At 70.0% G+C, this 23,589-nt stretch carries 21 protein-coding genes; 9 read left to right on the top strand and 12 right to left on the bottom strand.

Going from position 1 to position 23,589, the window contains the following annotated elements; genetic code table 11:
* The first annotated feature begins 34 nt into the window (after positions 1-34).
* Together ABZX12_RS36410 and ABZX12_RS36415 are read left to right on the top strand one after the other, a co-directional pair.
* Entirely contained in the window at positions 35-634 is a 600-nt protein-coding gene (locus tag ABZX12_RS36410) for a sigma-70 family RNA polymerase sigma factor (RefSeq protein ID WP_355700005.1), read from the top strand.
* On the top strand, positions 631-1,479 hold the full coding sequence (locus ABZX12_RS36415; RefSeq protein ID WP_355700006.1) for a hypothetical protein: 849 nt from the start codon (positions 631-633) through the stop codon (positions 1,477-1,479). Before ABZX12_RS36410 ends, ABZX12_RS36415 begins: the two co-directional genes overlap by 4 nt.
* Here ABZX12_RS36415 and ABZX12_RS36420 read toward each other — a convergent pair.
* From ABZX12_RS36420 to ABZX12_RS36445, 6 genes are all read right to left on the bottom strand, one after another.
* The gene (locus ABZX12_RS36420; RefSeq protein ID WP_355700007.1) at positions 1,476-2,276 is read right to left on the bottom strand and encodes a family 1 encapsulin nanocompartment shell protein; all 801 of its coding nucleotides are present in this window, start codon (positions 2,274-2,276) and stop codon (positions 1,476-1,478) included. The two genes, ABZX12_RS36415 and ABZX12_RS36420, sit on opposite strands and share 4 nt — an antisense overlap.
* Positions 2,273-3,241 (bottom strand): Dyp-type peroxidase, encoded by a 969-nt coding sequence (locus ABZX12_RS36425; protein WP_355700008.1) that lies wholly within the window; start codon positions 3,239-3,241, stop codon positions 2,273-2,275. Before ABZX12_RS36425 ends, ABZX12_RS36420 begins: the two co-directional genes overlap by 4 nt.
* A gap of 4 nt (positions 3,242-3,245) precedes the next feature.
* Entirely contained in the window at positions 3,246-4,064 is an 819-nt protein-coding gene (locus tag ABZX12_RS36430; RefSeq protein ID WP_355700009.1) for an aldo/keto reductase, read from the bottom strand.
* Positions 4,065-4,117: 53 nt separating this feature from the next.
* A complete protein-coding gene (locus tag ABZX12_RS36435; protein WP_355700010.1) occupies positions 4,118-5,914 on the bottom strand; it encodes a hypothetical protein in 1,797 nt (598 codons plus the stop codon).
* Between the two features lie 79 nt (positions 5,915-5,993).
* Positions 5,994-7,973 (bottom strand): protein meaA, encoded by a 1,980-nt coding sequence (locus tag ABZX12_RS36440; protein WP_355700011.1) that lies wholly within the window; start codon positions 7,971-7,973, stop codon positions 5,994-5,996.
* A 75-nt stretch (positions 7,974-8,048) separates the two neighbouring features.
* Positions 8,049-8,357 (bottom strand): STAS domain-containing protein, encoded by a 309-nt coding sequence (locus ABZX12_RS36445; protein ID WP_355700012.1) that lies wholly within the window; start codon positions 8,355-8,357, stop codon positions 8,049-8,051.
* 129 nt (positions 8,358-8,486) lie between these two features.
* Here ABZX12_RS36445 and ABZX12_RS36450 point away from each other — a divergent pair, with 129 nt between their 5' ends.
* The 4 genes from ABZX12_RS36450 to sppA are packed head-to-tail and all read left to right on the top strand — an operon-like array spanning position 8,487 to position 12,135.
* The gene (locus tag ABZX12_RS36450) at positions 8,487-8,819 is read left to right on the top strand and encodes a hypothetical protein (protein WP_355700186.1); all 333 of its coding nucleotides are present in this window, start codon (positions 8,487-8,489) and stop codon (positions 8,817-8,819) included.
* Between the two features lie 43 nt (positions 8,820-8,862).
* Positions 8,863-9,480, top strand: coding sequence for an RNA polymerase sigma factor (locus ABZX12_RS36455; RefSeq protein WP_355700013.1), 618 nt, complete (start codon positions 8,863-8,865; stop codon positions 9,478-9,480).
* A complete protein-coding gene (locus tag ABZX12_RS36460) occupies positions 9,477-10,451 on the top strand; it encodes a CU044_5270 family protein (protein WP_355700014.1) in 975 nt (324 codons plus the stop codon). Before ABZX12_RS36455 ends, ABZX12_RS36460 begins: the two co-directional genes overlap by 4 nt.
* A 31-nt stretch (positions 10,452-10,482) precedes the next feature.
* Positions 10,483-12,135, top strand: coding sequence for a signal peptide peptidase SppA (sppA, locus tag ABZX12_RS36465; RefSeq protein ID WP_355700015.1), 1,653 nt, complete (start codon positions 10,483-10,485; stop codon positions 12,133-12,135).
* Here the strand turns inward: sppA and ABZX12_RS36470 are convergent.
* The gene (locus tag ABZX12_RS36470; protein ID WP_355700016.1) at positions 12,132-12,713 is read right to left on the bottom strand and encodes a cob(I)yrinic acid a,c-diamide adenosyltransferase; all 582 of its coding nucleotides are present in this window, start codon (positions 12,711-12,713) and stop codon (positions 12,132-12,134) included. The two genes, sppA and ABZX12_RS36470, sit on opposite strands and share 4 nt — an antisense overlap.
* Before the next feature lie 49 nt (positions 12,714-12,762).
* Here ABZX12_RS36470 and murA point away from each other — a divergent pair, with 49 nt between their 5' ends.
* A complete protein-coding gene (gene murA / locus ABZX12_RS36475; RefSeq protein ID WP_355700017.1) occupies positions 12,763-14,049 on the top strand; it encodes a UDP-N-acetylglucosamine 1-carboxyvinyltransferase in 1,287 nt (428 codons plus the stop codon).
* A 33-nt stretch (positions 14,050-14,082) separates the two neighbouring features.
* Positions 14,083-15,255 (top strand): enoyl-[acyl-carrier-protein] reductase FabV, encoded by a 1,173-nt coding sequence (gene fabV / locus ABZX12_RS36480; protein ID WP_355700018.1) that lies wholly within the window; start codon positions 14,083-14,085, stop codon positions 15,253-15,255.
* Here the strand turns inward: fabV and ABZX12_RS36485 are convergent.
* On the bottom strand, positions 15,242-17,743 hold the full coding sequence (locus ABZX12_RS36485) for a DUF3516 domain-containing protein (RefSeq protein WP_355700019.1): 2,502 nt from the start codon (positions 17,741-17,743) through the stop codon (positions 15,242-15,244). The two genes, fabV and ABZX12_RS36485, sit on opposite strands and share 14 nt — an antisense overlap.
* On the bottom strand, positions 17,743-18,564 hold the full coding sequence (locus ABZX12_RS36490) for an ATP-grasp domain-containing protein (protein WP_355700020.1): 822 nt from the start codon (positions 18,562-18,564) through the stop codon (positions 17,743-17,745). The genes ABZX12_RS36485 and ABZX12_RS36490 overlap by 1 nt, the downstream gene beginning before the upstream one ends.
* 213 nt (positions 18,565-18,777) lie before the next feature.
* Here ABZX12_RS36490 and ABZX12_RS36495 point away from each other — a divergent pair, with 213 nt between their 5' ends.
* Positions 18,778-20,004 carry an SGNH/GDSL hydrolase family protein gene (locus ABZX12_RS36495; protein WP_355700021.1) on the top strand — a complete coding sequence of 409 codons (1,227 nt, stop codon included), beginning with the start codon at positions 18,778-18,780 and terminating at the stop codon, positions 20,002-20,004.
* 75 nt (positions 20,005-20,079) lie between these two features.
* Here ABZX12_RS36495 and ABZX12_RS36500 read toward each other — a convergent pair whose 3' ends face one another.
* The 3 genes from ABZX12_RS36500 to ABZX12_RS36510 are packed head-to-tail and all read right to left on the bottom strand — an operon-like array spanning position 20,080 to position 23,533.
* Positions 20,080-21,690, bottom strand: a complete 1,611-nt coding sequence (locus tag ABZX12_RS36500; RefSeq protein ID WP_355700022.1) for an extracellular solute-binding protein — start codon at positions 21,688-21,690, stop codon at positions 20,080-20,082.
* Positions 21,687-22,586, bottom strand: a complete 900-nt coding sequence (locus tag ABZX12_RS36505) for a carbohydrate ABC transporter permease (protein ID WP_355700023.1) — start codon at positions 22,584-22,586, stop codon at positions 21,687-21,689. The genes ABZX12_RS36500 and ABZX12_RS36505 overlap by 4 nt, the downstream gene beginning before the upstream one ends.
* Positions 22,583-23,533, bottom strand: a complete 951-nt coding sequence (locus ABZX12_RS36510; RefSeq protein WP_355700024.1) for an ABC transporter permease subunit — start codon at positions 23,531-23,533, stop codon at positions 22,583-22,585. Before ABZX12_RS36510 ends, ABZX12_RS36505 begins: the two co-directional genes overlap by 4 nt.
* Positions 23,534-23,589: the final 56 nt, after the last annotated feature.

Here is a 23,589-nt window from a genome sequence, read left to right on the forward strand (position 1 = left end):
CACGTTGCAGGTGTCAGGCGAGAACGGAGGGTCGATGGGGGTTTACCTAGTGGACGACGGGCCGGTGACGGCGTCCGACGGATGGCTGTGGGACCGCGCGGCGGAGGGCGATTCCGAGGCGTTCGGGCAGCTGTACGACCGGCACGCGCAGGCGATCTACGGATTCCTGTACCGGCGGACCGGCTCGTGGAGCGATGCCGAGGACCTCACCTCCACGGTGTTCCTGCACGCGTGGCGGCGGCGCGCGGACGTGGTCCTCGACCGTGACTCGGCACTCCCCTGGCTGCTGCGCACCGCCGACTACACCGTCCGGAACGAGTGGCGCGCGAAGCTCCGGTACCGCCGGGCGCTCGCGGCGGCGCACGTGCTCGTCCACGACGTCCGGGACCACGCCGACGACGTCGCCGGCCGGCTCGACGACGACCGCCGGGTCCAGCAGGCCCGGGAGTTGCTGCGGCGGCTCCCGAAGCACGAGCGCGAGATCGTCGAACTCTGCATCTGGGCCGGTCTCGACCAGCAGGCCGCCGCGGTCGCCCTCGACGTACCGCTCGGCACGGTCAAGTCCCGGCTGTCGCGGGCCCGCAAGCACCTGCGCGAACTCAATCTTCTCTCTCCGACGGAGTCACCGGCATGATCACCTCTCCTCCCGACCTGCGCCCGGAAACCCGCGCTCGCCAGCGCGCCGAGCTGACCGCGATCGTCGCGCACGAGGCGGCCCGCAAGCCGCGCGGCCGCGTCGTACCGCTGCTCGCCGCGGCGGCCGTGCTCGCCGTGACGGCCGGCCTCGCGTTCGGCGTACCGGCGCTGCGCCGTGACAACGGGCAAGCTCCCGCGACCCAGCCGCCGCAGGCGGTGGCGCCGCTGAACGACGCCGACAAGACGCGGTTCGCGAAGCTCTGCGCGCAGCGTCTCCAGCTCCCGAAGCGCTCCCCGGAGTCGGTGCGCTACCAGGTCCTCGACGGGTTCCGCTTCACGAACCCTCCGGCGGGCGCGTACACGACGTCCTGGGTGATCGTCCGGGAGTTCGGCCTGTGGATCACCTGCGGGCTGGACGCCGAGGGCAACGTCAAGCAGTCCTTGCCGCAGGGCGACAACCAGGACCTGTACCGCGCGGTCGAGCCTCGGATGATCGGCGCCGGCGCGTACGCCGCGCACATCAAGCGCATCACCGTTGCCGTCGGCAATCAGGAGCCGGTCGAGGCGGTGCTGCGGAACGGCTTCTTCTACACCGCGGTGCCCTACGTCCGGGTCCGCGGCCCGCACGTCGACTCGACCCGCCGCGTGTACGTCGTCCGCGGGTACGACGCGACGGGCAAGCTCGTGTACACCAGCCCAGGGACCGACGGCGAGGTCGCGGCGCTCAGCAGGGCGTGCTACCTCGACCCGAACGGCAAGCTCACCGTCTGGCAGAGCGACAACCCGCACCCGGACCCGAAGACCTGCCGCCAGGGGTATTTCTGGAACTACGGGCCGAACTAACGGACCACGACGCTCGACTCAGCGGTGAGGGCCAGGAACGTCAGCGACTCCTGCAGGTACAGCTGGACCGTGTCGGCGTCGTGCGAGAGGTGCCCGATCGAGAGGTCCTGACCGAGGTGCAGCTCGTAGTCGCCGCCGCGCGTCGACACCAGCAGCGCGCCCTCGAGCGCCGGCGCCCAGATGATCTCGCCGTCGCCGATCAGCCGGGCGAGGTGCTCGCGGATCGGGTAGCCGTGGTCGGTGGTCTCCGCGACCGCGGTGTACGTGTCGGCGGACAGCAGCAGGCTGTACGGACCGCTCACCCCGGCCAGGCGCAACGCGCGCAGGGCCTGGGCGACGGTGTCCGGCAGCTCGCGGGGGTCGGACGGGAGGCTGAGGACCGGGTTCGACGAGCTCGGGGCGAGGCCGGTGATCCCGGCCGCGCCGGAGCCGTGGAAGACCAGGTGGTCCTCGGCGTACGCGATCTGCTTCGCGGCGTCCTTCACCGGCTGCCAGTCGGAGTCCTTCGCGCCGCGCTCGACGTCGTCGACCGCCTGCCGGGAGACGGTGAACGGAACCCGCAGCTCGATGATCGGCTGCGCGGTCCGGCGGAGCGCGAGCACGCCCTCGCCCGGCGCCTCGACCGGTTCGGTGTGCCCGGTGCCGACCGAGGACAGGCCCGGCCCGGCCGGGCCGACGAGGTCGACCACGCGGCGGCCGGCGATGTCGCGGGTGAAGGTCCGCCGGGCCTCCTGTTCGATCTCGCCCCACGCGGCGTCCGAGACCGGGGCGAGCTCGCGGTGCAGGTTGTTGGTCATGCGTGACTCCCTTTCAGACTGCCGATGCCCAGCGAGCCGTCCGCGCTGGTGGTGGCCGGCTGGTCGCCGGCGAGGAACGCGGCGGTCGGCACGAAGAACAGGCTGCCGGTGACCGCGGTCGAGAAGTCCAGGATCCGGTCGTGGTTGCCGGGCGGCTCGCCGGCGAACATCCGGCGCAGCATCCGCTCGATCACGTCCGGGGTCCCGGCGTACCCGATGAAATAGGTGCCGAACTCGGCGGCTCCGGGTGCGCCGAAGGCCATGTTCTCGCGGACGATCTGCCGCTCGGCGCCGTCCGGGTCGACGATCGTGGTGACCGCGACGTGCGAGTTCGCGGGCTGGTCGGAGAGCTCGATGTCGGCGAGTTTCGACCGGCCGATCACCCGCTCCTGCTCCGCGACCGGCAGCGCCTGCCACGCGTCGAGGTCGTGCAGGTACTTCTGCACGATCACGTAGCTGCCGCCCGCGTACGCCGGGTCCTCGGCGCCGATCGTGACCGCGGCGACCGCTTCCGCGCCGGACGGGTTCTCGGTGCCGTCGACGAAGCCGAGCAGGTCGCGCTGGTCGAAGTACTTGAACCCGTGCACTTCGTCGCGGAGGTTGACGTGCCCGGCCAGCCGGGCCATCACCTGGCGGGCGAGCTCGAAGCACAGATCGAGGCTCCGGGCGCGCAGGTGGAACAGCAGATCGCCGTGGGTCGCCGGGGCGGTGTGCTTGGCGCCGGACACGCTCCGGAACGGATGCAGGCCGCGCGGCAGCGGTTGGCGGTACAGCCGGTGCCAGAGAGAGGCGCCGATGCCGGCCAGGCAGCTGAGCTGGTCGTCCGGCACCCGGAAACCGACCGAGCGGGTCAGGCCGGCGAGGTCGGCCAGCACGTCCCGCGCAACGCTCTCGGATCCAGGACGTACGTCGAGCACGAGGAAGATCGCTGCCTTCGCGGGCTCCCGCAGCACCTCCTGGATCATGGGGTCAGGACCACCACTTGCCGCTCTGCGCCAAGGCGTCCGCCGTCAGATGCGTGGTGTCCAGGGCGTCCAGGTCGGCGACCTGCGCGTCGTCCAGCTCGAAGCCGAAGACGTCGAAGTTCTCGACGATCCGGTCCTGGTGGATGGACTTCGGGATGACCGAGAGGCCCTTCTGGATCGCCCAGCGGATCAGGACCTGCGCCGGTGTCCGGCCGGTCGCCGTGGCGATCCGCGCGATCACTGGGTCGTCGAGGTGCCGGCCGGTGCCGAGCGGGCTGTACGCCTGCACTACGACGCCCGCCTCCTCGCACGCCTCGACAAGCCCCTTGCGGTACTCGAACGGGCTGAACAGGACCTGGTTCGCAACCGGCTGGATGCGGGCGATCTCGGTCAGCTCGGCCAGCTCGGCGGCGCTGAAGTTCGAGATGCCGATGCCCTTGGTGAGCCCGGCGTCGACCGCGGCCTCCATGGCCGGCCAGGCCCACGTCGGCCCGCCCTGCGGCCAGTGGATCAGGTACAGGTCGAGGTAGTCGGTGCCGAGCCGCTCGAGACTCTTCTCCGCCTCGACCCGCGCATCCTTGCCGCCCGGGTAGAACTTCGTCGTCAGGAAGATCTCCTCGCGCGGGATGCCGCTGTCCCGGATCGCCTTCCCGACGCTGGTCTCGTTGCGGTAGGCCTGCGCGGTGTCGATCAGCCGGTAGCCGGCCTCGAGCGCCCACGTCACGGCACGCTCGCACTCCGCGCCGTCGTCCACCTGCCAGACCCCGAGGCCGAGCACCGGGATCTCAGTTCCGTTCGACAGTTGCCGGGTGTTCGCACTCATGCACTTCTTCTACCACGCCGCGGCCGGAATCCGGAGGCGTTCCCGGGCTTCGGTCAGCGGCTTCCCGCGCCGCTCCGCCCGCCGGCAGGTCCGGTCAGGCCCTCGAAGGTCTTGCCGTTGGCGAGGCGCGCCTGCAGACCGGTGACGATGGTGCCCGGCACGAGCGGCGCGGCAACGGGTGTGGTGATCACCCGTCGGCCACGGTTCGTGCGGAGCACCAGACCGGTGACGTGACGGCTGCCCGCGGCCAGGACGTAGCTCTGCCGGGTCGGAGCCCGCCACACAGTCGCGGCCGCGATGTTCTGCGAGAAGCGGCTGCACGCACTGGTGCCGGCAGCGGTGCCCACCGGAACAGCTGGACCGGACGGCGGTTCGAGGCGGACGGTTGCCAGCCCCTGACCGGACCAGGCGTCGACGCGAAGGCACGACCACCGCGCCGTCCCGCCGGTCGGCAGCTGCTGCTCGGCGAACGCCCAGTTGTTGATCAGCCGGGTGCCCGCATCGTGCCAGCCGTCGAGGGAGCAGGCGTGCAACGCCCACGAGCTCCGCGCCTCGGCGCTCAGCACCTCCCGCGGAGACCGTGCGGTGCCGTCGCCGGGCAGCGGCATGTAGGTCAGATGCGCGGGAATCAGGTCGCCGAGGTCGGCCAGCACGAACGCGTGCTTCTCGGCGACGGCGGGTGAGCTGCGCAACTCGAGGACGAAGCGGCTGCGGCAGCCGGCGCTGCCGCCCGGGACCGCGGCGGTCAGGCCGGCGTCGACCTCCAACGGACGCGAGACTCCTGCGGGTGCGGCGAGATCGCGGACGGCGGCCGCGGCGATCCAGGGCGCCAGCACGTAGCGCGTGCCCTGCGGCGTACGGCTGACGGCGATCGCGGCCGACGTCATCAGGTCCGCGGAGTCCACCCGATCCAGGCGCAGACTCCGCGCTCCGCCGGACTCGGTGTAGCGCCCGATCCGCGTGCCGTCGTACACGACGACCACAACCGCGCCGGCCACCCGCCCGGCGTACAGCAAGGCCGGCGGCTCGGCCGGAGCCAGCGGTGACGTGCCCGTCGCCGTGGTCACCTGCTTGCCCTGCTGCCAGAACTGCCAGACCCGGCTCTGGACCTGAGCGTCCCGGGCAAGCTCTCCGCGCGGTGACCACGCGCCGAAGTCGAGCTTCGACGTACGCCGCCACAGATTCGCCGGCGCAGCCTTGAATCCGGCGGCGACGGTCTGCGACTGGACGCTCGACCCGGTGGCGCGGCTGGTCGCGACATCGGCCGGGTCGTGCAGCACGGCCCAGGCTGCCAGACAGGTCGCGATCAGCACCAGCGGCAGCGCCGGCACAAGCCGCGATCGCGACCGGTTCCACTCCGGCGCCAGCTTGACGGCACACGGATCGAACAGCTGGTCCGGCGGCAACGCGATGTGACCGGCAGCCGACAGGACGGCGGTCGTGTCGGCGACACCGGCCGCGCCGAGGATCCGGCGTACGGCGTCGTCGTCGAAGCCGGCACGCTGCCGAAGCGCCCACGCCACCCGCACCTCCGGCGGCACGCGGTGCAGCGTCTCCTCCAGCTGCAGAGGCTCGGGCGCGTCGGTCATCGGGAAGAACCGCAGGCCGCGGATCCGCACCCGCTGCCGGCTCTCGCCCGCGCTCAGCGCGGCCTTGACGACAAGGCTGAACAGCTCCGCCGGAAGCTGCGCGACAGATCGCTCGCGACGGCGCGGCAACCGCTGCACGACGGCGTGTGCGACGAGCACCCGCCGATGCCGGCCCAGCCGGACTGGCGTGGCCTGGTAGGCGACGTAGACCAGCTCGTCGTACAGCTCACCGACCAGATTCTCCGCGTGACCACGGCGCATGGCGCAACTTCCTGTCAGCCCCGTATCGGACTCACTCACAACGAGTAGTCATCGACGGCGTTACGGAACTGCGGAAGTCCTACAGCTTGCCGGCGTGCCGGATCACGTCGACCACGTCGGACATCATGCCGGTGAGGTCGTAGTCCTTCGGGGTGTAGACGGCGGCCACCCCGGCCGCGCGCAGCGCCTTGGCGTCGGCGTCGGGGACGATGCCGCCGACGACGACCGGGACGTCCTCCAGACCCGCCTCGCGAAGACCGTCGACGACCTGCGGGACCAGCTCCATGTGCGAGCCGGACAGGATCGAGAGGCCGACGCAGTGCACGTCCTCGGCGACCGCGGCGGCGACGATCTGCTCCGGCGTCAGGCGGATGCCCTGGTAGATGACCTCGAAACCGACGTCGCGCGCCCGGACCGCGACCTGTTCGGCACCGTTGGAGTGACCATCGAGTCCGGGCTTGCCGACCAGCAGCCGGAGCCGGCCACCCAGCTCCGCCGACGTCGCGGCCACCTTGTCCCGGACCGCGGCGATCTCGGCGCCGCCGCCGGACACGCCGACGGATCCGGCGACCCCGGTCGGTGCGCGGTACTCGCCGTACATCTCCCGCAGAACCCCGGCCCACTCCCCGGTCGTCACACCGGCGCGGACGCACTCCAGTGTCACGGGCATCAGGTTGTCGGTCGTCTTGGCGGCCGCGCGCAGCTTCGACAGTGCGGTCTCGACGACGGCCTCGTCCCGCTCGGCGCGCCAGGTCCGCAGCGACTCGAGCGCGGCCGCCTCGGCCGCCGGGTCGACGGTCTGGATCGCGGTGTCCAGGTCGGCGGTCAGCGGCGACGGCTCGGTGTTCTCGAACTTGTTCACGCCGACGACGACCTGTTCACCGGACTCGATCCGTTGCCGCCGTTCGGCGTGCGACGCGACGAGCGCCTGCTTCAGGTACCCGCTCTCGACGGCGGCGACCGCGCCGCCCATCGCCTGCACCCGGTCGATCTCCTCGCGCGCGCCGTCGACCAGCGCCGACACCTTCGCCTCGATCACGTGCGAGCCGTCGAAGATGTCGTCGTACTCGAGCAGGTCGGACTCGTAGGCCAGCACCTGCTGCATCCGCAGCGACCACTGCTGGTCCCACGGGCGCGGCAGCCCGAGCGCCTCGTTCCACGCCGGCAGCTGGACGGCGCGCGCCCGCGCGTTCTTCGACAGCGTCACGCCGAGCATCTCGAGCACGATCCGCTGCACGTTGTTCTCCGGCTGCGCCTCGGTCAGGCCGAGCGAGTTCACCTGGACGCCGTACCGCAGCCGGCGGGCCTTCGGGTCCGTGACGCCGTACCGCTGCAGGGTCAGCTCGTCCCAGAGCTGGACGAAGGCGCGCATCTTGCACGTCTCCTCGATGAACCGCACGCCGGCGTTCACGAAGAACGAGATCCGCTGCACGACGTCACCGAACCGCTCCGGCGGCACCTGGCCGCCGTCGCGGACCCGGTCGAGGACCGCGATCGCGGTGGACAGCGCGAAGGCGAGCTCCTGTACCGGCGTCGCGCCGGCCTCCTGCAGGTGGTAGCTGCAGATGTTGATCGGGTTCCACTTCGGCATGTCCGCGACGGTGTACGCGATCAGGTCGGTGGTCAGCCGCAGCGAGGCGTCCGGCGGGAACGCGTAGGTCCCGCGGGACAGGTACTCCTTGACGATGTCGTTCTGCGTGGTGCCGGTCAGCTCGGCGGGCGACGCGCCCTGCTCCTGCGCGGCCACCTGGTAGAGCGCGAGCAGCCACATCGCGGTCGCGTTGATCGTCATCGAGGTGTTCATCTGCGCCAGCGGGATCTGGTCGAACAGCGCCCGGACGTCGCCGAGATGCGCGACCGGTACGCCGACCTTCCCGACCTCGCCCTTCGCGAGCGGATGGTCCGCGTCGTACCCGGTCTGGGTGGGCAGGTCGAACGCGACCGACAGCCCGGTCTGGCCCTTCGCGAGGTTCCGGCGGAACAGCGCGTTGGACTCCGCCGCGGACGAGTGGCCCGCGTACGTCCGCATCACCCAGGGTCGATCCTTGTCGGTCGCCATGTACCCGAGAGTAGGACTCTGTGCCCTTGTGAGTCCGCTCCTCGTGACTGGCGTCACCAGGGGTGTGGGTCACATTCAGGCGCTGATGGGCAGGGGTGTTCGCTCGACCTTGAGGACGCGGTGCAGGCGGGTGACCGCGAGGATGCGGATCACCGACGGCATCGGGTGCCAGAGGACGAGTTGGCGGCCGAGCTGCTGGGTGCGGCGGTGGGTCGCGACGAGCAGGCCCAGACCGGTCGCGTCGACCGCGTCGACCTCCTCCAGGTCGACGATCACGTCGCCGTCGGAGGCGTCGATCAGGTCGTTGAGAGTTTGACGGACGTCGCCGACCGAGCGCACGTCCAGGATCCCGGTCAGGTGCACCACGTTGTCAGGCTCGAGCATGTGCGTGCCCTCCGCTCTTCCGGCGGCCCCCGAGGTTCCATCGGCCGCGTGACAGCGCTTGTGTTCGTAAAGACTCCCCGGAGACACGGAAGGTTGCCAAGGCCTCACGATCTTTTGTTTCGCGCGACAATGGTGTCCGTGTTCGCCGAGCAGTACTTCCTCTTCCCGGTCGTGGCCCTCGCTCTCGCGGGTGTGATGGTCCTGCTGTGCCGCTGGGCGTTCTCGAAGGCGAAGGGCGGATCGCTGGTCCGCCGCGTCGATCACCGCCCGGCCGAGCGGGACGCGTTCGGCCTGCTCGTCGACATCCGCACCGTGGCGAACTACAACGAGGCCCGCGTGCTGGTCAGCCGCCTGCGCACCTTTGGGATCAAGGCGACCGCGGCCCGTACCACCGACGGCTGGACGGTGTACGTCTGGCCGCGGGACGAGGCCGCCGCCCGCGGTCTCCTCGACGCTCCCTGAGACAGCGTGTCCACCTGAGAGCGATCTCAGGCGTCACTCCACCATGACGTCTGAAGCTGGGGTCGCCTTTCCGTACCAGAATCCAGCGTGGCGCGATGTCGTACCTGTCACCGACGATGCCCGCCTGCTGGAGGCGTCGGTGCGCGAGCCGGAGCGGTTCGCGGTGATCTTCGACCGGTACTTCGGCCAGGTGCACGCGTATGTCGCCCGCCGGCTCGGGACGGATGTGGCCGACGACCTGGCCGCCGAGACGTTCCTGATCGCGTTCCGCCGGCGGGAGCGGTTCGACCGGCACAGCGGCGCGGTCCGGGCGTGGCTGTACGGGATCGCGACCAACCTGATCCGGCGGCACCGGCGCGACGAGGTCCGGGCCTGGCGGGCCGCGGCGAAGCTGCCGGCGCCGCTGCCCGCGGGAGCACACGACGACCGAGTGACGGCCCTGGTGACGGCGCAGGGCGCGTCCCGGGACCTGGCCGCCGCCTTGGCGAAGCTGAACGCGAAGGACCGCGAGGTCCTGTTGCTCGTCGCCCTCGGGCAGCTGACGTACGACGAGGTTGCGGCCGCGCTGGGAATCGCCTACGGCACCGTGTGCTCGCGATTGTCACGGGCCCGCCGGACGGTACGGGCAGCAGTCACGAATCCTTCGGAGGACGCGTCGTGAACGAGTTCGACGTACTGCGGAAGGCGTTTCCGGAGCAGGAGCCGCCGGCGCCCGAGTCCGCTGAGGCTGCGCGTCGCCGGTTGCAGGAGCTGATGCGCAAGCCTCGCATGTCCTTAGTCCGGACGGGCTGGCTCGGGACTGCCGTTACGGCAGCCACCGCACTGGTGGCCGTGGCCGGGCTGGGCGGCGCGTTGCTGCTCGGGCATGGGGACGACGGGAGCGTGCCGAGCGGGCCGACGACGACTACTGCGCCGCGGCTCGCCACCGCGGCCGAGGTGTTGATCGCTGTCGCCGTCCGGCAGGAGAAGGACGAGAAGGCGTCCGGCACGTACTTCCGGGTGCGGAGCCTGCAGCTGACCACCGGCAAGTACGCGCGGCGGACCATCACCGAGAGCTGGATGCCGATGAAGCCGGGCGTGGCCTCCTGGTTCGGCTGGGTGAACCTGGGCGAGAAGACCGCGCCAGTGGTGAACAAGATGTCGTTCCGCGACGTGCCGCCGGGCTATTTCCTGGGGGAGAAACCGCTGAGCGCCAAGCAGATCGCTGCGCTGCCGACAGACCCCGCGGTGCTCCGCAGAGTCCTCGCCAAGACGGCGGGGTCGGATCTGACCCCGGCCGACCAGGACTACGTCGTGTTCGCCGCGGCCGGACGGCTGCTGTTCGAGATGCCGTCGCCGCCCAAGCTCCGGGGCGCTGCCCTGCGGGTGCTGGCCGCCCTGCCCGGGACGCGGATCCGCACCGGCATCAAGGACCCGATCGGCCGCACCGGCACCGAGGTGAGCATCACGGCCGTCAAGCCGAGTGCCACGCGGACCAGCCTGTTCTGGAGCGGAGCGACGTACATCATCGATCCGGCCAGCGGACGCCTGCTCAGCTCCACGATCCGCGGGCCGAAGACCGGCTCCACCGTCGTCCTCGAGTCCGGCTGGACCGACGACAAGCCGACCCCGCCCTCCACCGCTGTCCGGTAGCCGGTCTTTGGTAGGGGTCTAGGGTCGGGGTATGGGGACTCTGCTTGAGCTGGATCTGACCCGCGGTGTGCTCGAGACACCGCCCGCCTCCCCGGTGGCCGCATTCCGGGCGCGGCACCTGCCGACTCTGCGCGAGCTGGTGGGCGCGCTGCGGAAGGGGGCGCGTGACGACAGTGTGGTCGGGGTCGTGGCCCACCTCGGCGGACACCGGCTGTCGCTCGCGCAGGTGCAGGAGCTACGTGAGGCGGTGGCCGATTTCCGTACGTCGGGCAAGCCGGCGGTCGCGTGGACCGAGTCGTTCGGCGAGTCCGGTCAGGGCACCGTGCCGTACTACCTGGCGACCGCCTTCGACGAGATCTGGCTGCAGCCGTCCGGCGACCTGGCCGTCACCGGCGTCTCCGTGCAGGCCGTCTTCGTCCGGGGCGCGCTCGACAAGGCCGGCGTGATCCCGCAGTTCGGCAAGCGGCGTGAGTACAAGACCGCTGCCGACACGTTCACCGAGCGGGAGATGACCCCGCCGGCCCGCGAGATGGCGTCGCGGCTCGCGGAGTCGGCGTACGAGCAGATCGTCGAGGGCATCGCCGTACGGCGGCGCCTGGACACCGCACGGGTCCGGGAGCTCGTCGACAGCGCACCGCTGGCCGCACAGGCCGGCCTGGATGCCGGACTGATCGATCGGCTCGGCTACCGCTCGGACGTGTACGACGAGCTCGAGAAGACGCTCCAGTACGACAACCGGCTGCTGGCCGAGCGGTATATCCGGCGTGGTCCGCGGACCCTCGAAGACGTCCGCAAGGCGCTCCCCTGGCCGCAGAAGCCGCTGGTGGCGGTGGTCCGCGTGACAGGCGGCATCTCGGTCGGCCGCAACTCGAACAGTCCGCTCGGCGGCCCTGGCTCGGGCTCCGACACCATCGGCGCCGCGCTGCGCGCTGTCGCGGACAACGACCACGTGAAGGCGGTCGTGCTGCGAGTCGACAGCCCAGGCGGTTCGTACGTCGCCTCGGACGCCATCCGCAACGAGGTCCTGCGATTGCGCTCGACCGGACGTCCGGTGATCGCGTCGATGGGCGGAGTGGCAGCGTCCGGCGGGTACTTCGTCGCGATGCCGGCCGACGTGATCGTGGCCCAGCCGGGCACGATCACCGGGTCGATCGGCGTGCTGACCGGCAAGGGCGTCGTCCGCGACGCGCTGGGGCGGATCGGCATCTCGCGGGAGGCCGTGTCCGAGGGCGAGAACGCGCAGATGTACTCGGCCCAGGAAGAGTTCACCGACGAGCAGTGGGCGCGCCTGGAGGAGACGCTGGACCGGATCTACAAGGACTTCGTCGCCAAGGCCGCCCAGGACCGCGGGCTGCCCGAGGAGCGACTGGAATCGCTGGCCCGCGGACGGGTCTGGACCGGTGCGGACGCGCACAGCCACAAACTGGTGGACGAGCTCGGCGGTTTCCAGCACGCGCTCACCCTCGCCTGCAACCGGGCCGGTCTGGACCGCGAGGAGATCGCCGTGACGTCGGTCCCGCACCGCAACCTGCTGAGTCAGCTGAAGGCGCCGACGACGACCGATGATCTGGCGGTCAGCGCGGCGCCGTTGACGCTCGACGGCCTGACCACCGGTCTCTACAGCGCGCTCGGGCTGCCGCCCGCCGGCGTCCTGCGGATGCCGTTCAGCTGGGAGATCGGCTAGTCGCGCTCGCCGCCCGGGACCCACAGGACGTCGCCGCCGGAGGAGAGGTTGGCGACCCGGCCGAGGATGAAGAGCAGGTCGGACAGGCGGTTCAGATAGGTGATCGCGAGCAGGTTGACCGACGGGCCGTGGGTTTCGACGGCGGCCCAGCCGGCGCGCTCGGCGCGGCGGACGACCGCGCGCGCGACGTTCAGGTACGCGGCGCCCTCGGTGCCGCCGGGCAGGATGAACGAGCGGAGCTTGGTCAAACGAGAGTTGTAGTCGTCGCACCAGGCCTCGAGCCGGTCGACGTAGTCCTGCGTGATGCGCAGCGGCGGGTACTCCGGGTCGGGCGCGATCGGGTTGCACAGGTCCGCGCCGACGTCGAACAGGTCGTTCTGGATCCGGGTCAGCAGCACGACGATCGCGCTGTTCAGGTGCCCGGCCGCGATGGCCACCCCGATCGCGGAGTTCGCCTCGTCGACCTCGCCGTACGCCGCCAGTCGCGGGTCCGTCTTCGAGGTCGTGGAGTTGTCGCCGAGACGGGTCTCGCCGGCGTCACCGGTGCGGGTGTAGATCCGCGTCAAGTTCACAGCCATGCCAGGACTCTACGCAAAGCCTCGGACGGCCAAACGCTACAGTCGACCGGTGGAACGGTTTCGGATCGCGGGTGAGGCACGGCTCGAGGGCGCTGTCGAGGTGGCCGGGGCGAAGAACAGTGTGCTCAAGCTGATGGCGGCGGCGCTGCTGGCGGAAGGTACGACGACGCTGCGGCAGGTGCCGGGCATTCTCGACGTCACGTTCATGGCGCAACTGCTGGACACCCTCGGGTGCGAGGTGACGGTGGACGCCGAGCAACGGCTCGCGACGATCGCCGTACCGGGCACCATCGGGCATCAGTGCGACTACGACCTGGTCCGCAAGCTGCGCGCGTCGATCTCGGTGCTCGGTCCGCTGCTGGCCCGCTGCGGCCAGGCGGAGGTCGCGCTGCCGGGCGGTGACAACATCGGCTCCCGTGGCCTGAACATGCACGTCGCCGGCCTGGAGTCGATGGGCGCGAAGGTGCACATCGAGCACGGCTTCGTGATCGCCGAGGCTCCGCAGGGCCTGCACGGCGCCGAGGTCTGGCTGGACTTCCCGAGCGTCGGCGCCACCGAGACGATCATGATGGCGGCGGTGCTCGCGCGCGGGACGACGATCATCGAGAACGCCGCCCGCGAGCCGGAGATCCAGGACATCGCGGCGATGCTCGTCGAGATGGGCGCGCAGATCGACGGCGCCGGCTCGCCGCGGATCGAGATCACCGGCGTGGACGGGCTGCTGAACCCGGTCGAGCACGTGGTGGTGCCGGACCGGATCGTGTCCGGCAGCTGGGCGTTCGCGGCCGCGATCACCAAGGGTGACGTGACGATTGCCAACGGGCACGCCGAGCATCTCGAACTGCCGCTCGACAAGCTGCACCGGGCCGGCGCGGACATCACCGTGCTGAACCCCGGCTTCCGGGTCCGGATGCACGACCGGCCGAAGCCGGTGGACGTGGTCACGCTCCCCTACCCCGGGTTCGCCACCGACCTGCAGGCGTTCGTGATCGCGCTGAACGCGATCAGCGACGGTGCCGCCATGGTCACCGAGAACCTGTTCGAGGGCCGGTTCACGTTCGCGCAGGAGCTGACCCGTCTGGGCGCCCAGATCCAGACCGACGGGCATCACGCCGTGGTCCGCGGCGTACCGCGACTGTCGGGCGCACCCGTGGTCGCCTCGGACATCCGCGCCGGGGCCGCGCTGGTGCTGGCCGGCCTCGCCGCCGAGGGCGAGACGCTGGTGTCCGCCGCGCACCACGTGCACCGCGGCTACACCGACTTCGCCGGCAACCTGCGCCGCCTCGGCGCCGACGTCGTCGTGGAACCTGACGACGCAGAGATGTACTGGAGCTAAGAGGCCCCCGCGACCTCTTATAGGCTCATCGCCATGACTGAGCGTGTGGTGAAGCCGGTGGGGCGGGGATTCCTGTTTCTCGACTCGCACCCGGCGGGGTGTGCACGGGTCGTGCGGGACATGGCGGCGGAGGTCCCGCTGCGGACCGTGGACCGGCGTACGGCGCTGGTGATCGGGTCGAGCTCCGGGTACGGGCTGGCGACGACGATCGCGGGCCTCGCGCGGTACGGGATCGACGGGATCGGGATCTGCTTCGAGAAGGCCGCGACGGCCCGTCGTACGGCGACCGCGGGCTGGTACCGCACTGCGGAGACCGCCGCGCTCTCCGAGGAGCTCGGTCGCTCGTGGACCTTCGTGAATGCCGACGCCTTCGCGGACACCACGAAGGACGAGGTGCTCGACCTGATCGCCTCGAAGCTCGGCGGGATCGATCACCTGGTCTACAGCGTCGCGGCGCCGCGGCGTACCGACCCGCGTACCGGCGAGACGTACCAGTCCGTGCTGAAGGCGATCGGCGCCGAGCACACCACCAAGAGCCTCGCGTTCGACGACGGTGCGCCGGTGCTGCAGGAGGTCGGGATCGAGGTCGCGACCGACGAGGAGATCGCGCAGACCGTGAAGGTGATGGGCGGCGAGGACTGGACCCGCTGGATCACCGCGCTGCGCGAACGCGACCTGCTCAAGCCCGGCTTCAACACCGTCGCCCTCACCTACATCGGCTCCGAGCTGACCGGCCCGCTCTACCGCCAGGGCTCGATCGGCGCGGCCAAGGCGGACCTGGAGCAGACCGCCTTGAAGCTGGCCGCCGACGGCGTGACCGCGATGACGTCGGTGAACGGCGCCGCCGTCACGCAGGCGTCGTCGGCGATCCCCGGCATCGGCCTGTACGTCAGCCTGCTGCACAAGGTGACCGGCCTGCAGACGCCCGTCGAGCAGTCGATCGCGCTTTGGGACCAGCTCACCGGCGAGACCCCGCTCGACCTGGACGACGAGGGCCGCATCCGCCTCGACCGCTGGGAACTCAACGACGAGGTCCAGTCCGCCGTCCGCGCCCAGTGGGAGTCCGTAACGCCCGGCAACATCGCGGCGGTCGCGGACGCTGACTGGTTCCTCGCCGAAGTCCGCCGCCTGTACGGCTTCGACGTCGCGGGGGTCGACTACGACGCCGAGACCGAGGTCGACGTGGAGTGGCCTACAACGGCTTGAACGACACCATTTCCAGGACGAGTTCGCCGGCCTCGTCGGAGGCGTTGAGGTCGACGGACGCGGTGATGCGCCAGTCGTGGTTGCCCTCCGGGTCGTCGATGATCTGCTGGACCTCCCAGTAGCCGGGGTGCTCCTCGACCAGGAACAGCGCGGGACCGCGGGCGGCCGGACCGGTGCCGACGACGTCGTGCTCGGCGTAGTACGCCGTACCGGCTTCGGCCCAGCGGCCGGCGTCCCAGCCGGCCTCGCTGTCGAGCTGACCGAGCTCGGCCCAGCGGTGCAGGGCGAGTAGCTCGACGCGGCGGAACATCGCGTTGCGGACCAGGACCCGGAAAGCCCTGGTGTTCAAGGTGATCCGGCGCGGACCGGCCGGCGTCGGCTCGGCGGCCTCCTCCTCGGTCGGGTTGGTCAGCTCCTCCCACTCGTCGAGCAGGCTGGAGTCGGTCTGGCGGACGACCTCGCCGAGCCACTCGATCAGGTCGGCCAGGTCCTCGTTCACCTTGTCTGGCGGGACGGTCTGCCGCAGCGCCTTGTACGCGTCGCTGAGGTAGCGCAGGACGATGCCTTCGGAGCGGGCCAGCCCGTAGTACCCGATGAACTCGCCGAACGTCATCGCGCGCTCGAACATGTCCCGGACCACGGCCTTCGGCGACAGCCCGGTGTCCGCGATCCACGGGTGCGTCTGCCGGTACATCTCGAACGTTGCCTCGAGCAACTCCGCGAGCGGCTTCGGCCAGCTGACGTCCTCGAGCAGCTCCATGCGCTCGTCGTACTCGATGCCCTGGGCCTTCATCGCGTTCACTGCCTCGCCCCTGGCGTGGTGCTCCTGCGCCCAGAGCACGGCCCGAGGGTCCTCCAGCGTGGCCTCGATGATCGACACCACGTCCAGCGCGTACGACGGGTCGCCGGGGTCGAGCAGGTCCAGCGCCGCGAGCGCGAACGTCGACAGCGGCTGGTTGAGGCTGAAGTCCTTCTGCAGGTCGACGGTCAGGCGGAGGATCCGGCCGTTCTCGTCCGGCTCGTCGAGGCGCTCCACGACGCCCGCGGTGACGAGCGTGCGGTAGATCTGGATCGCGCGGCGGATCAGCCGGACCTGCGCCTTGCTGTCCTCATGGTTGTCGCGCAGCAGCCGCCGCATGCTCTCGAACGCGTTGCCGTCGCGGGCGATGACGTTCAGCAGCATCGCGTGGCTGACCCGCATCCGCGACCGGAGCGCCTCGGGCTCGGCCGCGACCAGCCGGTCGAAGGTGTCCTCGCCCCAGGTGACGAACCCTTCCGGCGGCTTCTTCCGCTGCACCTTGCGCTGCTTCTTCGGGTCGTCACCGGCCTTCGCGAGGGCCTTCACGTTCTCGACGACGTGGTCCGGCGCCTGCACCACGACGGTGCCGGAGGTGTCGTACCCGGCCCGGCCGGCGCGGCCCGCGATCTGGTGGAACTCGCGCGCCTTGAGGATCCGCTGGCGGCGTCCGTCGTACTTGCTGAGCGCGGTGAGGACGACAGTGCGGATCGGGACGTTGATGCCGACGCCGAGGGTGTCGGTGCCGCAGATGACTTTGAGCAGCCCGGCCTGCGCGAGCTGCTCGACGAGCCGGCGGTACTTCGGGAGCATGCCGGCGTGGTGGACGCCGATGCCGTGCTTCACCAGCCGCTGCAGCGTCCGGCCGAAGCCCTTGCTGAACCGGAAGTTCCCGATCAGCTCGTTGATCTTCTCCTTTTCCTCCTTCGAGGAGACGTTGATGCTCATCAGCGCCTGGGCGCGTTCGAGGGCGGCGGCCTGGGTGAAGTGCACGACGTACACCGGGGCCTGGTGGGTGGTAAGCAGCTCTTCGAGGGTCTCGTGCAGGGCGGTGGTGACGTACTTGTAGATCAGCGGGACCGGACGCTCGCCGGACGCCACGATCGCGGTCGGGCGGGCGGTGCGGCGGGAGAGGTCGATCTTGAAGCGCTCGACGTCGCCGAGGGTCGCGGACATCAGGACGAACTGCGCCTTCGGGAGCTCGAGCAGCGGCACCTGCCAGGCCCAGCCGCGATCCGGCTCGGAGTAGAAGTGGAACTCGTCCATCACCACCTGGCCGACGTCCGCGTCCGCCCCTTCGCGCAGGGCGATGTTCGCCAGCACCTCCGCCGTACAGCAGATGATCGGAGCGCCCGCGTTGACTGCGGCGTCACCGGTCAGCATGCCGACCTTGTCCGCCCCGAACACGTCGCACAGCGCGAAGAACTTCTCCGACACCAGTGCCTTGATCGGCGCGGTGTAGAACGTCCGCTGCCCGTTGGCCAGCGCGGCGAAGTGCGCGCCGGTCGCCACCAGGCTCTTCCCGGACCCGGTCGGCGTCGACAGGATCACGTTCGACCCCGTCATCACCTCGATCAACGCCTCTTCCTGCGCCGGGTACAACGAGATCCCCTGCTCCGTCACCCACCCCTGGAAGGCGTCGAACAGGTCGTCGGGCTCGGTCGTCTCCGGCAACTTCTCGGTAAGCGTCATCACCGCCCATTGTCCCTGAACAGGCAATTCACCAGCGCCGCCGGGTCCCACGTGGCCGGCCAGTCACTCACCTGCCCGTCACCGAGCTCGACGACCCGCCAGGCGCCGTCCGCCCGGCGGACCAGGTCGACCGTGACGAACGGCAGCGTGATCCTGCCGGCGAGCGCCTCCACCTCGACGCCTGGAGGCAGCTCGTCGGGCGTGTCCGGGTGCGGGGTCACCAGCGCGCACCGGCCGTCGACCCACCACGTACGTACTTCGGCGCCAGTGAACTCCTCGAAGCGGCGCACCACGTAACCACCGGTGAACGCGTCATCCCGCAGCTCGCGGAACCGCTTTGCCACCCGTTCGACGGCGGGCCGGTCCGACAGGTCAGGGATGTACGCGGCCTCGTTCCAGTGGTGCTTCATCGACTTCACATAGTCCCGTAGAACGGCGGGTCCGTTGCCGAGTTGCTGCGCCACGGTTCCGAGGTCGTCGCCGACGGTCCAGACGGACTGGGGCGTGAGGTCGCGGAGTTCGCCGTACCAGCCGGGGAGCTCGTGGGCGGCGCGATAGGACTTGGGGGTGGTGCGCAGGGTGACGCCACGCTCCGCGAGCGCGCGGGCGAACCCGGCGTACTCGGTGGCGGTCATCATCCAGCCGCGGTACACGGCGTCGTCCGCCGGCGGGACACCCGCGACGGCCTCATCCGGGCGGGCGAGGGCGTCGTGGTCGATGCGGGCGACCGGGATGCCGCGGTCGCGGGCAGCGACGGCCTGGGCGGCGAAGTGCGGGTCCACGCGTCGCGGGTTCAACGGGTCGGCCGGTACGAGCAGCATGCCGTCGATCGTCGCAGAGTCTGCAGCTCGACAGGACGTATATACCCACTGAGCGTTCTTGCCGCCGAGCGCCAGGCGCACCAAGAGCGGAGGTCGGCGAAGACATCCTGTCGAGATTGCACACCTACCGTTCGGCTCGGTTTGGGGACCGTTCGGCGACGGAATCAGTGCAAACGATTGCACGCCTTTCTGTTCAAGGGTGACTTGATGGGCATGACTTCTACTGCGTGGCGCCGGATGGGCGCGAGTTTGCTGGTGGCGGCGGTGGGTGCGGCGGGGCTGGTGGCGGCGGCGCCGGACGATCAGGGGGCGACGGGAGGTGGTGGCGGGCTGGTCACGACCTGGGGAGCGGCGGACGATATCGCCGGCGGGACGTTGAGCGACATGACGGTGCGGAACGTGCTGCGGACGTCCGTCGGCGGCAAGGACCTGCGGATCCGGATCTCCAACGCGAACGGGGACCAGCCGCTGGTGTCGGACTCGGTGTACGTCGGGCGGCAGGACAGTGGCGCGAGCGTGGTGCCCGGGACGAGCCGGCGGCTGACGTTCGGCGGAAGTCCGACGGTGACGATCCCGCCGGGCGCGATGGCGATCAGCGATCCGCTGCCGGGCGCGGTGCCGGCGCTGACCAAGCTGACCGTCAGCCTGCACGTGGTCGGGACGACGGGCGTGATCACTGCGCACAACCGGGCGATGCAGCACAGCTACAAGTCCACGTCCGGCGATCACGCGGCCGACGAGTCGAGTACGGCGTACCAGACGGAGTCCTCGGCCTGGTTCTTCCTGAACGCCGCGATCGTCGAGGCGTCGCAGCCGGTGGAGACCGTCGCGACGCTCGGCGACTCGATCACGTCGTCGGTCGGCACGACGATCGACACCGACCAGCGGTGGCCCGACATCCTCGCCGCCCGGTACGCACAACTGCCGGAACCGCGGCGGCTGGCGATCTCGAACGAAGGTATCTCGGGGAATCGGGTACTCGGCGGGGTCGCGAAGGCCGGCAGCGCCGGGGCGAGCGCGCTGGCCCGGTTGGACAAGGACGTGCTGACCAAGCCCGGCGTACGGACGGTGCTGGTGCTGGAGGGGATCAACGACATCTACGCCGGGGCGACGACGGAACAGCTGATCGCCGGCTACCGGCAGCTGATCACGCGGGTGCACGCGTCCGGGCGTTGCATCGTCGGCGGGACACTGACGCCGACGGGCAGCTCGTTCGTGTACACGCCGGAGAAGGAGGCGATCCGCCAGGCGGTCAACACCTTCATCCGCACCAGCGGCGAGTTCGACGCCGTAGCCGACTTCGACGCCGCCACCCGAGACCCCGCCAACCCCACCCGCCTGGCCGCCCCCTACGACGGCGGAGACGGCCTACACCCCAACGACGCCGGCAACCAAGCGATGGGCGAGGCGCCGAACCTCGACGCGCTGCGCTGCAACTAGCAGGGGTGACGACAACCGATGGGGTCTGTGAACAGGCTATTGCTTGTTCACAGACCCCGGCGGGTGTGCACAGACCTACTTGTCGCCCTTGATGGCCAGCGCTTGTTCCAGTTCGTTTCGGATGGCGTCGGCGCCGGACTTGCGGTAGTTGGTGACGGCTTCGTCCCAGGCAGAGAGGTCTGCTCGGCCTAGTTGGATGTCCTTGGTGAGGGCGTCCATGCGGGTGTCCAACACCTTGCCCTTGGTGGATTGGGTGGGTGAGTAGAGGCCGTACGTCGGCGGCAGGATCGCTGTCGGGAGTACGGACTTCAGGTGGTTGTACAAACTGTCGACCGCGTCGGGATGGCCGGGGAAGTACGCCGGGTACGGACCGTCGGCCAGGTACTGGACCGGGAACTCGCCGAGGCACACCTCGCTCCCGCCGTCCTTGGTCAACTGCGGATCGGTGCCGTTCAGCGTGTAGTGCCGCCCGGGCAGGCCGAACTTGCGGAACAGGTACTCCTCGGTCCCGAACGGCGCCGCGAACCAGTTCAGGATCCGCAGCAGCGCCTTCGTCCGCTCCGGTGAGCTCGGCCGGATCGCCGCGATCGAGTTGTTCGGCGAACCGAGCAGGACCCGCCCGACCTTGCCGTCGTCGGCGCGCGGCACCGGGAGCGTGATGCTGAAGTTCTTGTTCGTCGCGCGCCGGTAGAAGCTCTGGATCGACGAGTACGTGTCCTGTGTCATCACCGCCGAGCCCTGCGTGAACCAGACCTTCTGGTTGTTCTTCGCGACCCCGTCCGGATGGATCAGGCCGTCCTTCACCATCTGCCGGGTGATCGCGAGCAGTTCCTTGTGCTCCGGCAGTTCCCGGCTGTGCACGAGCTTCCCGTCGCGCACCTCCCACCCGTTCGGCAGGCCGAGCATCGCACTGACCGCCGCGGTCGGCGGTACGGCGAAACCCCACCGGTTCTTCTTGCCGTCGGTGACGGCCTTCGCCACCTTCACCAGCTCGTCGACGGTCGGCGAGCCGATCTCGACCCCGAACTGGTCGAGCAGGTCCTGCCGGACCAGCAGTGTGTTCGTCGACATCACGCCGCGCTGGATCGGCACCGCCCGGATACCGCCCGAGAACACACAGCCCCGCCACGACGCCTGCGGCGCGTTCGCCAGGAACGGGTACTCGAGGATCGCGTCCCCGGACAGGTACTCGGTCAGGTCCTGCGCCCGCGCCTCCAGGAACTGCGGCAGGTACGCGAACCCGCCGTCCACGTTGAACAGGTCGCCCAGCGTGTCACCGGCCACCGCGGTGGCGAACTTGTTCGGGTAGTCGGCCGCCGCCGTGATGGTCAGTTCCAGCGGCGACCCGAGCCGCCGGTTCAGCTCCTGCCAGTACGGGTTGCGGTCGGCCGTCGGCGGGATCGGGTTCGACGTCAGCGTCGAGCCCACGACGTCGCTCCCGTCCCCCGGCGGGCCGCTGGTCGCCTTCGTCGGGTTCGCCGGGAAGCGGTAGAAGCAGTCCGGCATCAGCGGGTGGCTGCGCGGCAGGTCCGGCTTGGGGCCGTCGAACCGCTTGTACGTCGGGAGCGCGACCGGCTTGTTCAGCGCCGCGATGTCGGTCGACCGGGTCACCGTCGAGCACCCGGTCACGCCGACCGCCGCGGCGGCCAGCGATCCGCCGAGGAACGCCCTTCTGCTGAACGTCATCCCTTCACCGCCCCGGTCAGCATGCCCTTGGCGAAGTGCCGCTGCAGGAACGGGTACACGATCAGGATCGGTACCAGCGACACCACCAGGATCGCCATCTGGATCGACTCCTGCGGCGGCAACTGGTCGGCCGCCGCGCCGCCGAGGTCACCGCTGCTCAGCTCGGTGTTGTTGACGACGTACGTGCGCAGGACCAGCTGCAACGGCCATTTCGCGGTGTCGTTGATGTAGAGCATCGCGTTGAAGAACGCGTTCCAATAGCCGACCGCGTAGAACAGCCCGACCACCGCGAGCACGGCCCGGGACAGCGGGAGCACGATCGACCAGAAGATCCGGAAGTCGCCGGCGCCGTCGATCCGGGCCGAGTCGAGCACCGAGTCCGGGATGCCCATGAAGAACGACCGCAGCACGATCACGTTGAAGCCGCTGATCGCCGTCGGCAGGATCAGCGCGAGCAACGAGTCGAGCAGCCCGAACTCCTTCACCACCAAGTAGTTCGGGATCAGGCCCGGGCTGAACAGCAGGCTGAACAGCACGATCATCAGGATCGGCTTCTGCCCGAACGAGCCCGGCCGGCTGAGCGAGTACGCCAGCATCGTGGACCCGGCCAGGCTGATCAGCGTGCCGCCGGTGGCGATGACCACGCTGACCAGCAACGCCCGCTGGACGACGCCGCCGTTGAAGATCGACTTGTAGGCGTCCAGGTTGAGACCGTCCGGCCAGAGCACGAACCCGCCGGAGTTCGTGACGTGTTCCTGGCTGGCGATGCTGGTCGCGATCACACCGATGAACGGGATGATGACGACCGCGCAGCAGATCAGCAGCACGACACCCTTCACCGCCCGCGTGGGCGCGCCGGGACCGTCGTCGATCCCCTTCGTCTGTACGAGACTCATTTCTTGTACACCCCCGCTTCGCCGAAGATGTGGGCGATCTTGTTGGCGCCGATCACCAGGGCGACGCCGATCAGGCCCTTCACGAGTCCCACGGCGGCGGAGACGCCCCATTGGCCGGCCAGGACGCCGTTGTTGTAGACGTAGGTGTCGAGGACCTCACTCGCCGGTCTCCCGACCAGGTTCTGCTGCAGGATGATCTGCTCGAAGCCGACGGTCAGCGAGTCACCGAGCCGCAGGATCAGCAGCAGGATGATTAGGCCGCGGATCCCGGGCACCGTGACGTGCCACAGCTGCCGCCAGCGGGAGGCGCCGTCGACGCGGGCCGCCTCGTACAACCCGGGATCGATCTGGGTCAGCGCGGCCAGGAACAGGATCGTCCCCCAGCCGGTGTCCTTCCAGATCACCTGGCTGGTGAGCAGCGCGATGAAGCCGTCCGGGTTGCCGAGGAAGTCGATCGTGCCCATCCCGTGCTCGCGGAGGAAGTTGTTGATCAGCCCGCTGCCGCCGAGGATCTGCTGGAAGATCGCGATCACGATCACCCAGGACAGGAAGTGCGGCAGGTACAGGACCGACTGCACGACCCGCTTGATCCGCTCGGACAGCAGGCTGTTCAGCAGCAGCGCCAGCGCGATCGGCGCCGGGAACACGAAGATCACCTGGACGAGCGTGATCAGCAGCGTGTTCTTGAGTGCGTTCAGGAACTCCGGGTCGCCGTTGAAGATCACCGCGAAGTTGTCCAGCCCGACCCACGCGCTGCGCCCGAGCGGCACGAACGGCAGGTACTCCTGGAACGCGATCAGGTTCCCGAGCAGCGGCAGGTAGTGGAACACCAGCAGCAGCGCCAGGCCGGGCAGGGCCATCAGCAGCAGGATCTTGTCCCGGCGGGCCCGGGCCCACCAGGACAGCGGTTTGCCGGCCGGGCGCGCCGAGGATCTACTGTCCGTCACGGCGCCCGGTGGTCCGGAGCCCGTCGGTTCTCCGGCCGTGGTCTGTCGGCTGGGGA

The sequence above is a fragment of the Kribbella sp. NPDC003505 genome (assembly GCF_040610875.1).
In the GTDB taxonomy this organism is placed as follows: Bacteria; Actinomycetota; Actinomycetes; order Propionibacteriales; family Kribbellaceae; genus Kribbella.

Excerpts from the sequence above, each read along its gene's own strand:
- ABZX12_RS36485 (WP_355700019.1), bottom strand. The coding sequence starts at position 17,743 with ATGACGCTTACCGAGAAGTTGCCGGAGACGACCGAGCCCGACGACCTG.
- ABZX12_RS36470 (WP_355700016.1), bottom strand. The coding sequence starts at position 12,713 with ATGGCTGTGAACTTGACGCGGATCTACACCCGCACCGGTGACGCCGGC.
- fabV (WP_355700018.1), top strand. The coding sequence starts at position 14,083 with ATGACTGAGCGTGTGGTGAAGCCGGTGGGGCGGGGATTCCTGTTTCTC.
- ABZX12_RS36420 (WP_355700007.1), bottom strand. The coding sequence starts at position 2,276 with ATGACCAACAACCTGCACCGCGAGCTCGCCCCGGTCTCGGACGCCGCG.
- ABZX12_RS36455 (WP_355700013.1), top strand. The coding sequence starts at position 8,863 with ATGACGTCTGAAGCTGGGGTCGCCTTTCCGTACCAGAATCCAGCGTGG.
- ABZX12_RS36415 (WP_355700006.1), top strand. The coding sequence starts at position 631 with ATGATCACCTCTCCTCCCGACCTGCGCCCGGAAACCCGCGCTCGCCAG.
- ABZX12_RS36425 (WP_355700008.1), bottom strand. The coding sequence starts at position 3,241 with ATGATCCAGGAGGTGCTGCGGGAGCCCGCGAAGGCAGCGATCTTCCTC.
- ABZX12_RS36430 (WP_355700009.1), bottom strand. The coding sequence starts at position 4,064 with ATGAGTGCGAACACCCGGCAACTGTCGAACGGAACTGAGATCCCGGTG.
- ABZX12_RS36445 (WP_355700012.1), bottom strand. The coding sequence starts at position 8,357 with ATGCTCGAGCCTGACAACGTGGTGCACCTGACCGGGATCCTGGACGTG.
- sppA (WP_355700015.1), top strand. The coding sequence starts at position 10,483 with ATGGGGACTCTGCTTGAGCTGGATCTGACCCGCGGTGTGCTCGAGACA.
- ABZX12_RS36440 (WP_355700011.1), bottom strand. The coding sequence starts at position 7,973 with ATGGCGACCGACAAGGATCGACCCTGGGTGATGCGGACGTACGCGGGC.
- ABZX12_RS36410 (WP_355700005.1), top strand. The coding sequence starts at position 35 with ATGGGGGTTTACCTAGTGGACGACGGGCCGGTGACGGCGTCCGACGGA.
- ABZX12_RS36490 (WP_355700020.1), bottom strand. The coding sequence starts at position 18,564 with ATGCTGCTCGTACCGGCCGACCCGTTGAACCCGCGACGCGTGGACCCG.
- ABZX12_RS36495 (WP_355700021.1), top strand. The coding sequence starts at position 18,778 with ATGACTTCTACTGCGTGGCGCCGGATGGGCGCGAGTTTGCTGGTGGCG.
- ABZX12_RS36500 (WP_355700022.1), bottom strand. The coding sequence starts at position 21,690 with ATGACGTTCAGCAGAAGGGCGTTCCTCGGCGGATCGCTGGCCGCCGCG.
- ABZX12_RS36450 (WP_355700186.1), top strand. The coding sequence starts at position 8,487 with ATGGTGTCCGTGTTCGCCGAGCAGTACTTCCTCTTCCCGGTCGTGGCC.
- ABZX12_RS36435 (WP_355700010.1), bottom strand. The coding sequence starts at position 5,914 with ATGCGCCGTGGTCACGCGGAGAATCTGGTCGGTGAGCTGTACGACGAG.
- ABZX12_RS36505 (WP_355700023.1), bottom strand. The coding sequence starts at position 22,586 with ATGAGTCTCGTACAGACGAAGGGGATCGACGACGGTCCCGGCGCGCCC.